Genomic DNA, 9,986 nt, shown 5'->3' with positions numbered 1-9,986 from the left:
GATAACTCAATTAACGCAGGGCTGTTTATCGTGAATACACTCTATACCGCTGATGGTGTAATGGATAAACACTCGCTGTGGCAGCGTTATGTCCCGCTGGTGCGTCACGAAGCATTGCGCCTCCAGGTGCGATTGCCAGCGAGTGTTGAATTGGACGACCTGCTACAGGCGGGCGGTATTGGTCTACTGAATGCAGTGGATCGATATGACGCTCTGCAAGGAACGGCATTTACGACTTACGCAGTACAGCGTATTCGTGGTGCGATGCTGGACGAACTGCGTAGCCGTGACTGGGTACCGCGAAGTGTTCGCCGCAATGCACGCGAAGTGGCACATGCTATAGGGCAACTGGAACAAGAGCTGGGACGAAACGCGACAGAAACTGAAGTGGCGGAGCGTCTTGGTATCGCGGTTCAGGATTATCGTCAGATGTTGCTTGATACCAATAACAGCCAACTCTTTTCCTATGATGAGTGGCGTGAAGAGCATGGCGATAGTGTTGAACTGGTGACTGATGAGAATCAGCACGAAAACCCGTTACACCAATTATTGGAAGGTAATTTACGCCAACGCGTAATGGATGCTATTGAAGCATTGCCTGAGCGTGAGCAATTGGTGTTAACCCTCTATTACCAGGAAGAGCTGAATCTTAAGGAGATCGGCGCGGTTCTGGAAGTGGGGGAGTCCAGGGTGAGCCAGTTGCACAGCCAGGCCATTAAACGCTTACGTACCAAGCTGGGTAAGTTATAGGCGAGTCAATTCGCCCGAAAAATGCCGCACAACGTATTGACAACCAGGAGTTATCATGACGGTGCAGCAATCTAAAAGACGGCCTTTAAGCCGCTACCTAAAAGACTTTAAACACAGCCAGACTCATTGTGCTCACTGCAATAAGCTGCTTGACCGTATTACGCTGGTTCGTCGTGGCGAAATCGTGAATAAAATTGCGATCTCCCGTCTCGACACCCTGATGGATGAAGCCGCGTGGCGTGAAGAGCAGCAGGAGTGGGTCGCTTTGTGTCGTTTTTGTGGCGATCTGCATTGCAAAGAGCAGAGCGACTTTTTCGATATTATCGGCTTTAAACAATTCCTCTTTGAACAAACCGAGATGAGCCACGGGACCGTGCGCGAATACGTCGTGCGTCTGCGTCGTCTGGGGCAACATCTGACGGTACAAAATATCTCCCGCGACTTACTGAAAACCGGTTATATGGATGAAAATCTTGAACCGTGGTTGCCTGCAACCAGCACCAATAACTATCCCATTCTGCCGATGTGGTGTTGATGGACATGAATATGCCCGGCATCGGTGGGCTTGAAGCCACGCGCAAAATCGCCCGCGCCTTCGTTGATACTAAAGTCATCATGCTGACCGTTCATACTGAAAACCCGTTGCCCGCGAAAGTGATGCAGGCTGGCGCTGCCGGTTATCTCACTAAAGGCGCTGCGCCACAGGAAGTGGTGAATGCCATTCGTTCCGTGTATGCCGGGCAGCGCTATATCGCCTCGGATATCGCTCAACAGATGGCATTGAGTCAGATAGAGCCGGAAAAAACGGGTTCACCGTTTGCCAGTTTGTCTGAGCGCGAATTGCAGATTATGCTGATGATCACTAAAGGCCAAAAGGTGAATGAGATTTCGGAGCAACTGAATCTCAGCCCCAAAACGGTGAACAGCTACCGCTATCGTATGTTCAGTAAACTGAACATTCATGGCGATGTCGAACTCACTCACCTGGCTATTCGTCATGGTCTGTGTAATACAGAGACCCTAACCAGTCAGTGAGTGATGTGTTCGATTCTAAATCTTTCCTGAAAACCGTGACCAGCCAGCCAGGCGTATACCGTATGTACGACGCTGGCGAGACGGTTATCTACGTCGGCAAGGCGAAGGACCTCAAAAAGCGCCTTTCCAGTTATTTTCGCAGTAACCTTGCCTCTCGTAAGACTGAAGCGCTGGTGGCGCAAATTCAGCAGATCGATGTCACCGTCACCCATACGGAGACAGAAGCGCTGCTGCTTGAGCACAACTACATCAAACTGTATCAGCCGCGCTACAACGTCTTATTGCGTGACGACAAGTCATATCCTTTTATCTTCCTGAGCGGCGACACCCATCCGCGCCTGGCGATGCACCGTGGTGCTAAGCATGCGAAAGGGGAGTATTTTGGTCCCTTCCCAAACGGCTATGCGGTGCGTGAAACGCTGGCGTTACTGCAAAAAATTTTCCCGGTTCGTCAGTGCGAAAATAGCGTTTATCGCAACCGCTCCCGGCCGTGTCTACAATACCAGATTGGACGTTGTCTGGGCCCGTGTGTGGCAGGTTTGGTCAGCGAAGATGAATACGCGCAGCAGGTTGAATACGTGCGCTTATTCCTGGCCGGGAAGGACGATCAGGTCCTGACGCAGCTGATTGAACGCATGGAAAAGGCCAGCCAGTCGCTGGCGTTTGAAGAGGCCGCGCGCATTCGCGATCAAATTCAGGCTGTGCGTCGGGTGACGGAAAAACAGTTCGTTTCCAATAATGGCGACGATCTGGATGTTATTGGTGTCTCTTTCGATGCCGGGCTGGCCTGCGTCCATGTTCTGTTTATACGCCAGGGCAAGGTTCTTGGTAGCCGCAGCTATTTCCCAAAAGTGCCCGCTGGCACAGAGTTGGGCGAAGTGGTGGAAACCTTTGTTGGCCAGTTTTATTTGCAGGGCAGTCAGATGCGTACGTTGCCGTCAGAAATTCTGCTCGACTTTGCTCTCAATGATAAAACGTTGCTTGCAGATTCGCTCTCTGAGCTGGCAGGACGGCGGGTCAACGTCCAGACCAAACCGCGCGGCGACCGTGCGCGCTATCTGAAGCTCGCTCGGACCAATGCGGCGACCGCGCTGACCACCAAACTTTCTCAACAATCGACCATTCATCAGCGCCTACTCGCCCTGGCGACCTTGTTAAAATTGCCAGAAGTGAAGCGGATGGAGTGCTTCGACATCAGCCATACCATGGGTGAGCAAACTGTCGCCTCTTGCGTGGTGTTTGACGCTAACGGCCCGCTGCGCGCGGAGTACCGCCGCTATAATATTACGGGTATCACGCCCGGTGATGACTATGCTGCGATGAATCAGGTGCTGCGTCGCCGTTACGGAAAAGCGATTGAAGAGAGCAAAATCCCTGATGTCATCATTATTGATGGCGGGAAAGGGCAGTTGGGTCAGGCGAAACAGGTTTTTGCCGAGTTGGACGTGCCGTGGGATAAACATCATCCGCTGATGCTGGGTGTGGCGAAAGGAACTGACCGTAAGGCTGGCCTGGAAACGCTGTTCTTTGAGCCTGAAGGTGAGGGCTTCAACCTGCCGCCAGATTCTCCCGCTTTGCATGTGATCCAGCATATCCGCGATGAGTCGCACGATCACGCTATCGGTGGACATCGGAAAAAACGGGCGAAAGTGAAAAATACCAGCACGCTTGAAACGATCGAAGGCGTTGGGCCAAAACGTCGACAAATGTTGTTGAAATACATGGGGGGATTGCAAGGACTACTCAACGCGAGCGTGGAGGAAATTGCAAAAGTGCCGGGTATTTCGCAAGGGCTGGCAGAAAAGATCTACTACTCGTTGAAACATTGAGGGCTCTGTAGCAACATAGAGCTAAATTTACTGACAACAGACAGTTACCGTCACTATGCGATTTAATATCCCTACGTTACTTACGCTTTTTCGCGTCGTACTTATCCCCTTCTTTGTTCTGGCATTTTACCTGCCGTTCACCTGGGCACCTTTCGCATGTGCATTCATTTTTCTTATCGCCGCGGTGACGGACTGGTTTGATGGTTATCTGGCGCGTCGCTGGAATCAGAGCACGCGTTTTGGGGCGTTTCTTGATCCTGTTGCGGATAAAGTGATGGTCGCCATTGCGATGGTGCTGGTCGCCGAGCATTACCACACATGGTGGGTGACGCTCCCAGCCGCTACCATGATTGGTCGCGAAATTATTATCTCTGCACTGCGTGAGTGGATGGCTGAGCTGGGTAAACGCAGCAGCGTCGCGGTTTCCTGGATTGGTAAAGTCAAAACAACAGCCCAGATGGCGTCGCTGGTGTGGATGCTGTGGCGTCCAAATGCGTGGGTAGAGTGGGCTGGGATTGGCTTGCTGTGGGTTGCTGCCGTGTTGACGTTATGGTCTATGCTGCAATATCTGAACGCTTCACGCGGCGATTTGCTTGAACAGTGATCGTTTCGACGCAAATTTCAGCAAACGATCCTGGGATGCAAAAATTAACGTTGACTCAAACCGTCATATAAGTAGAATGCAACGCATCGAACGGCGGTACGCTTAGCCAGTCGGTAGTGAAATCAAGTGATTAGCATAATGACTTGATGATTGCGGGAATAGCTCAGTTGGTAGAGCACGACCTTGCCAAGGTCGGGGTCGCGAGTTCGAGTCTCGTTTCCCGCTCCAAATTATAGGCATCGGCAATAGCGGGTGCTGAGTAAAAAGATTTTAAGGCGCGTTAGCAAAGCGGTTATGTAGCGGATTGCAAATCCGTCTAGTCCGGTTCGACTCCGGAACGCGCCTCCAATTTCTTCCCGAGCCCGGATGGTGGAATCGGTAGACACAAGGGATTTAAAATCCCTCGGCCATAGGCTGTACGAGTTCAAGTCTCGTTCCGGGTACCATGGGAAAAAGAATAAAATCAATGATAAGCAGTGTCGTTAAACCACCGAAAGGTGGTTTTTTTGTGTCTGAAAATAGTGTTATCTCACTTCCTTCCTAATATTACCGCTTCTTTTTTACCGCCAGTGACCGACACAATTTTTATTTTCCTGTCGTAACGAGCCGTGTGCGAAATCGTTTTGTGACCTGATATCTGCTGTTTATCCCGGAGGCTACCCGCTCCTCAGTCAGCCTGGCGTAGGTTGGACATCGTGTTATCCACGCAGGGATGTTAATTAACGCTTTGCGAGGTAATTTATTGCCGCTTCGTATGCTAACGCTTCGTCAACTGAAGAGCTCGTCTCGTAAATATAGACATACTTGCGGGTAAGGTGCTGAATGAGCATTTTGGGCGTTATGTGGTCTGCTACACCTGCCTGGATAATGTCAAAAACAGCACTGCCTATGACCCTGTCTACATCGTTTGTGGCAAATTCGTTGGATGAGAAGCTCAACATGTCGCCTTTCCCGCGTTGTTAATAGATACCTTTAAGCATATACGCCTTGCATCATTCGTGTACCGTTCAGCCGTAGTTTTTAGGCCGTGGCGATGATTATTTGATGGGTTGTGACATTGATCGCTGCACCGCAGTAGTTCGTCTAACATGGCGCTTCAAAGGCCAGGTTCAAGCTGATAAGTATGAACAAAATGAAAACGTTGCTGGTGTATTGACCGTGAGTGATGGTCTTAGGATCGTGACCTCATAAGAGGTAAAAAACATGTCGATTATGTGTGCGATACCCTTCTCTTGATAGGCTTTCAATCCGGCAAATTACCTCGCCGGATGTGACGGAGGGTAAAGAATACTTTGCTTATTATCACTGTCCGTGCCTTAATGGTCTGCTAAGTTCGATGCACAGGCGAACGTAAACATTTTATCGGGCAGTCCTCATTACCAGGTGCTATCGCTGATACCCCTCCTTCTGAGTCCATACGTTTATTATTATACGTTTATTATCTCACTCATCATGCGTAACAGGAGTAAATATGTCCTCAAGAATTAGAGGCCTGGTAAAGTGGTATAAAGAAGACAAAGGTTTTGGTTTCATCTCTCCTCTTGATGGAGGCAAAGATATCTCTGTTCATGTTTCGAATCTTCAGGGGGATAATTTTAAAACCCTGTTTGAAGGACAGAAGGTCGAATACACTATTTACAAAAGTAATAAAGGTCCCGCTGCTTCTAACGTCATACTTTGTGAAAAATAAAGATGCGTCGCTCTGCGATGTGGAGAATGCCTGAGCAGGCATAGCTGTAAGATGATTGAAGGCCGAATGTTTTAAACTGAGGCCAGCATCGTTACCGATGTGCTGACCACGATGATGAAGCGCAGGCCTTTCGGATGAACAGTCTACACGCTGACGTTAACTGGCGGTACAAACAGTAACGAGCGCCAATGATTAGACGGCCTACAGCAGCATCATTTTTGGTATTCCCTAAACTATTGCTAAATATGGGGCGTTAGTTGTAACGCTCATCATATCTGCAATAATTTTTTGCAGTCATTTTGATGACTTGAACAAGGTGCTGCAAAACGGGCAGACCAATTGGGAACCTTTTTGAACGCGACTAAAACTATGTTCTGAGTCTTTAGAACAGTTTGGGCATGGGCATTTAACTAAGTAATTACGACGGGTTTGTGAATTTTTACGTCCAGACATAGGCATCTCCTGATATAAGGGACGACAACGATACACGTTTAATATACTAATTACTTGTGTTTTTTTACTTTAAATTGGGGAATGGCCGTAATTATGGAACACAAGTTTTTTTTCGGGGAGATCTACAGGTCTGGTCTGTAATGTGGCTCAAATATATTTAAGCGAAAAGGAGACATCTTTTTAATCAGAATCTCGTATCCGCATTTTGATGACGAAGTCCTCACGTCTCTTTGAACCGTCAAATCTTAAGTTCACAACGCCGTCGTTTACAGTCTACCGTTAATCTTCTGGTTATCTTTCAGAACTTCAATCGCAGTTTGCATTGCAATTTTGTTGTCCCTGCCTGTAAGTTTTTTCTGTGTAACCTGCAAGTATTCAAGAATCGTGCGGGCATTGATGGGGCGGCCTGTTTTACCAACTTCGAGTACTGCATTACCGAGGATGATTTTTACTGGCGGAAGCTGGGCTGGGTACCAATCGAGGGTGTCTTCTGATTTCATAACAAATTTCTCTGGGAAGGGCAGTGTACCATAAATTGAGTGAGCCTGCGCGTTGACGGCATCGTCCGTTTTGTACTATTGCCCATTCAAAAAATTCGCCATAATGAATTTTGTTGAACATAGCCTTCTGATATTCATTTAAAAAATAAGGTTTCAATGGCAAAAACCGAGGTGGCTACTCTCGAAGCAATAAGCTGTGTTATGAAACCACCCCAGGCTGGTCTTTGTGTCTAAATTCCAGTGAATTACACGCCGCCTAAATACGCTTTTCGCACCTCCTGATTACCTAAAAGTTCCTCACCGCTACCGCTTAGACGGATTTGTCCGTTGACCATCACATATCCGCGATCGGAAAGCTTGAGCGCGTGATGTGCATTTTGCTCCACCAAAAAAATTGTCATCCCATTACGCGCCAGCTCGCGCAGCGTCTGGAAAATTTGTTTTACCACGATCGGCGCAAGGCCAAGACTTGGCTCATCAAGCAGCAGGAGTTTTGGACGACTCATCAACGCCCGCGCAATCGCCAGCATTTGCTGCTCTCCCCCGGACATGGTCATCGCGCGCTGTTTACGCCGCTCTTTCAGCCGCGGGAACAAATCAAACATCGTTTGCAGATCGTGCGCGGCATGTTGGTTACCCACAGGAATGGTCCCCATCAGCAAATTTTCTTCAACGGTCATATCCGGGAAAATACGTCGACCTTCCGGAGCCTGCGCGATACCGCCTGACGCCACGTAATGCGTTGATTGATGGCTGATATCCTCGCCGCAAAACAGGATCTGACCTTTTCGAATGCGTGGCTGGCCGAAAATGGACATCAATAGCGTCGATTTTCCCGCGCCGTTAGCCCCAATCAGCGCCACGGTTTCGCCTTGATTCACCTGCAAAGACACCTGCTTTAATGCCTGAATCACGCCATAAAATACATCCACGTCCTTAAACTCCAGCATCGTCTCGCTCATACGCTGACCTCGCTTTCATCGGTGCCCAGATACGCGGCGATAACCTTCTCATCATGCTGGATTTCATGCGGTTTACCCTGCGCAATCACATCGCCATGGTCGAGAACAATAATGTGATCCGAAATTTCCATCACCATTCCCATATCATGTTCAATCAGCAAGACCGTGATTTTATGATGGTCGCGCAAAAAACGAATGATTTTACTCAGCGCACGCGTTTCGACGGGGTTTAACCCAGCGGCGGGTTCATCCAGACACAGCATCTCTGGCCCCGTACACATTGCGCGCGCAATTTCGAGACGCCGCTGCTGACCGTAGGACATCTCACCCGCCAGGCGATTAGCACAATCCACCAGATCCACTACCTCTAGCCAGTAAAATGCCCGATCCAACGCGTCGCTCTCCGCGCGGCGGTACGCGGGGGTATTCAGCACGCCGGCAATCAGGTTACGGTTAACGCGCATGTGCTGCGCGACCAGCAGGTTTTCCACCACAGACATTTCCCGAAAAAGGCGGATATTCTGGAATGTGCGAGCCAGTCCTGCGCGGTTGACCAGATGCGTCCCGCCAAACATTTTGTAGAAAATACGCCCCCCAAGCTGCGCCGGATTGATCCAGTCTCCGGGCTGAAATTTTTGCCCAAGAACCTGAATCACGTTGGTGGTTTTGCTGAGCGTATTGAACAGAATCGTGCCGCCAGAGGCTTTGTAGAAACCGGTCAGACAGTTAAACACCGTGGTTTTTCCGGCACCATTTGGGCCGATTAAAGCGGTTATTGAGCCGCGCTGGACGTCCAGATTCACATCGTTTAGCGCTTTTATACCGCCAAAATGCATCATCAAATGTTCAACGTTTAATATCGTCCCGTTCATGGCGCGACTCCTTTGCGAACTGCAAATCCGCTGCGGTTAATGCGAATCAGACCGCGAGGCCGCCAGATCATCATCACGACCATCAGCATGCCGAATAACAGCACGCGGTATTCCGCAAAGCTGCGCAACAGCTCTGGCGTGACGGTGAGTACGAATGCGGCTAACACCACGCCGACAGTCGATCCCATTCCGCCTAAAACGACGATGGCGAGGATCAGCGCGGACTCAAAAAACGTAAACGACGTAGGGTTAACAAATCCCTGATAGGTCGCAAAGAACACACCAGCAATGCCTGCCGTCGACGCCCCAAGAGTAAATGCCGAGAGCTTGACCAGCACATGATTTAGCCCCATCGAACGACAGGCGATTTCGTCCTCACGCAACGCTTCCCACGCGCGTCCAATCGGCATACGCGTCAGGCGGTGTTTGACGTAGAGCACCAGCAAAACGACCAGCAGGAGGACGACATAGATGAAAATAAACTTCAGGTTGGGGTTGTAGGTCAGATGGAAAAACTCGTGGAACGGCACGCCGCCTTCTTTGGCTCGTCGTCCAAACTCAAGGCCGAAAAAGGTGGGAGGTGGGGCCGAAACACCGTTTGGTCCGCCGGTAAAGGTCAGCCAGTTGTTGAGGATCAGACGGATAATTTCCCCGAATCCGAGGGTCACAATCGCCAGATAATCGCCGTGCATACGCAGAACCGGAAACCCCAGTAAAGCGCCGGCTGCGGCAGCCATTAGCGCCGCCAGCGGCAACATCGTCCAGAATCCCAGGCCCAGGTATTGATAGCCCAGCGCTAAACCGTAAGCACCAATAGCGTAAAAGGCGACATATCCCAGGTCCAGCAAGCCCGCCAGGCCGACAACGATATTCAGCCCCAGCCCCAACAGGACATAAATCAGCCCGAGGATCGCGACCGTCAGTACATATTTTGTGGCGATAAACGGGAAACAAACTGCCAGCGTCAGCACCAGCGGGATAATCCAGCGCATCCGGCTTTTATACTCTGGTGGCCGGACGTAAACCCCCGAGTTATCGGTGTCGAAACGGGATAATAACCGTGTCCCCATAGCCGTCATCAAAAACGCGCTCAGTAAAAAGCGCCCCGTCACCACGGTGGCAACGATCCACGCCAGCCGTCGCCCTTCAAAGTTGAAACTGTAGCCATCCAGCACCACGCCGACGATGGGGCCAAAAATGATTAATGCGATCATGCCGGCAAAGATGGCATCCAGAACGCAGCGTTTGAGCGAAAAACCGTCGTGCACATCAGTTTGCGATGTCATATTTG

General features: G+C 50.1%; 9 protein-coding genes, 3 tRNA genes and 2 pseudogenes. 9 read left to right on the top strand and 5 right to left on the bottom strand.

Going from position 1 to position 9,986, the window contains the following annotated elements; all coding sequences use genetic code 11:
* The first annotated feature begins 30 nt into the window (after positions 1-30).
* From I6L74_RS21215 to I6L74_RS21175, 9 genes and pseudogenes are all read left to right on the top strand, one after another.
* The gene (locus tag I6L74_RS21215) at positions 31-750 is read left to right on the top strand and encodes an RNA polymerase sigma factor FliA (protein WP_015959511.1); all 720 of its coding nucleotides are present in this window, start codon (positions 31-33) and stop codon (positions 748-750) included.
* A 55-nt stretch (positions 751-805) separates the two neighbouring features.
* A pseudogene (fliZ, locus tag I6L74_RS21210) lies at positions 806-1,267 on the top strand (flagella biosynthesis regulatory protein FliZ); the annotation flags it as partial.
* A pseudogene (uvrY, locus tag I6L74_RS21205) lies at positions 1,261-1,785 on the top strand (UvrY/SirA/GacA family response regulator transcription factor); the annotation flags it as partial. The pseudogenes fliZ and uvrY, both read left to right, overlap by 7 nt.
* Complete coding sequence (gene uvrC, locus I6L74_RS21200) at positions 1,782-3,614, top strand: excinuclease ABC subunit UvrC (protein WP_059179649.1); 1,833 nt, start codon at positions 1,782-1,784, stop codon at positions 3,612-3,614. The pseudogene uvrY and the gene uvrC, both read left to right, overlap by 4 nt.
* A gap of 55 nt (positions 3,615-3,669) precedes the next feature.
* A complete protein-coding gene (gene pgsA, locus I6L74_RS21195; protein WP_015959501.1) occupies positions 3,670-4,218 on the top strand; it encodes a CDP-diacylglycerol--glycerol-3-phosphate 3-phosphatidyltransferase in 549 nt (182 codons plus the stop codon).
* Positions 4,219-4,370: 152 nt separating this feature from the next.
* Positions 4,371-4,446: transfer RNA gene (locus tag I6L74_RS21190), tRNA-Gly, on the top strand.
* Positions 4,447-4,492: 46 nt separating this feature from the next.
* Positions 4,493-4,566: transfer RNA gene (locus I6L74_RS21185), tRNA-Cys, on the top strand.
* Between the two features lie 12 nt (positions 4,567-4,578).
* Positions 4,579-4,664: transfer RNA gene (locus tag I6L74_RS21180), tRNA-Leu, on the top strand.
* Positions 4,665-5,689: 1,025 nt separating this feature from the next.
* On the top strand, positions 5,690-5,908 hold the full coding sequence (locus tag I6L74_RS21175; protein ID WP_059179651.1) for a cold-shock protein: 219 nt from the start codon (positions 5,690-5,692) through the stop codon (positions 5,906-5,908).
* 294 nt (positions 5,909-6,202) lie between these two features.
* On the opposite strand, the gene I6L74_RS21170 is transcribed toward I6L74_RS21175, so the two are convergent.
* The 5 genes from I6L74_RS21170 to livM all read right to left on the bottom strand — a co-directional run bounded on the left by I6L74_RS21170 (position 6,203) and on the right by livM (position 9,981).
* A complete protein-coding gene (locus I6L74_RS21170; RefSeq protein WP_216979987.1) occupies positions 6,203-6,361 on the bottom strand; it encodes a YnfU family zinc-binding protein in 159 nt (52 codons plus the stop codon).
* Positions 6,362-6,627: 266 nt separating this feature from the next.
* The gene (locus tag I6L74_RS21165; RefSeq protein WP_059179652.1) at positions 6,628-6,861 is read right to left on the bottom strand and encodes a YnaE/YdfK family cold shock protein; all 234 of its coding nucleotides are present in this window, start codon (positions 6,859-6,861) and stop codon (positions 6,628-6,630) included.
* A gap of 245 nt (positions 6,862-7,106) precedes the next feature.
* Positions 7,107-7,823, bottom strand: a complete 717-nt coding sequence (locus I6L74_RS21160) for an ABC transporter ATP-binding protein (protein WP_059179653.1) — start codon at positions 7,821-7,823, stop codon at positions 7,107-7,109.
* Entirely contained in the window at positions 7,820-8,695 is an 876-nt protein-coding gene (locus I6L74_RS21155) for an ATP-binding cassette domain-containing protein (RefSeq protein WP_059179654.1), read from the bottom strand. The genes I6L74_RS21160 and I6L74_RS21155 overlap by 4 nt, the downstream gene beginning before the upstream one ends.
* Positions 8,692-9,981, bottom strand: a complete 1,290-nt coding sequence (gene livM, locus I6L74_RS21150; RefSeq protein WP_059179655.1) for a high-affinity branched-chain amino acid ABC transporter permease LivM — start codon at positions 9,979-9,981, stop codon at positions 8,692-8,694. The genes I6L74_RS21155 and livM overlap by 4 nt, the downstream gene beginning before the upstream one ends.
* Positions 9,982-9,986: the final 5 nt, after the last annotated feature.

The sequence above is a fragment of the Lelliottia amnigena genome, from assembly GCF_019047465.1.
GTDB classification, from domain to species: domain Bacteria; phylum Pseudomonadota; class Gammaproteobacteria; order Enterobacterales; family Enterobacteriaceae; genus Enterobacter; species Enterobacter amnigenus.
The sequence above is the reverse complement of the archived record's forward strand: the minus strand, read 5'-3'. Positions and strand labels throughout refer to the sequence as shown.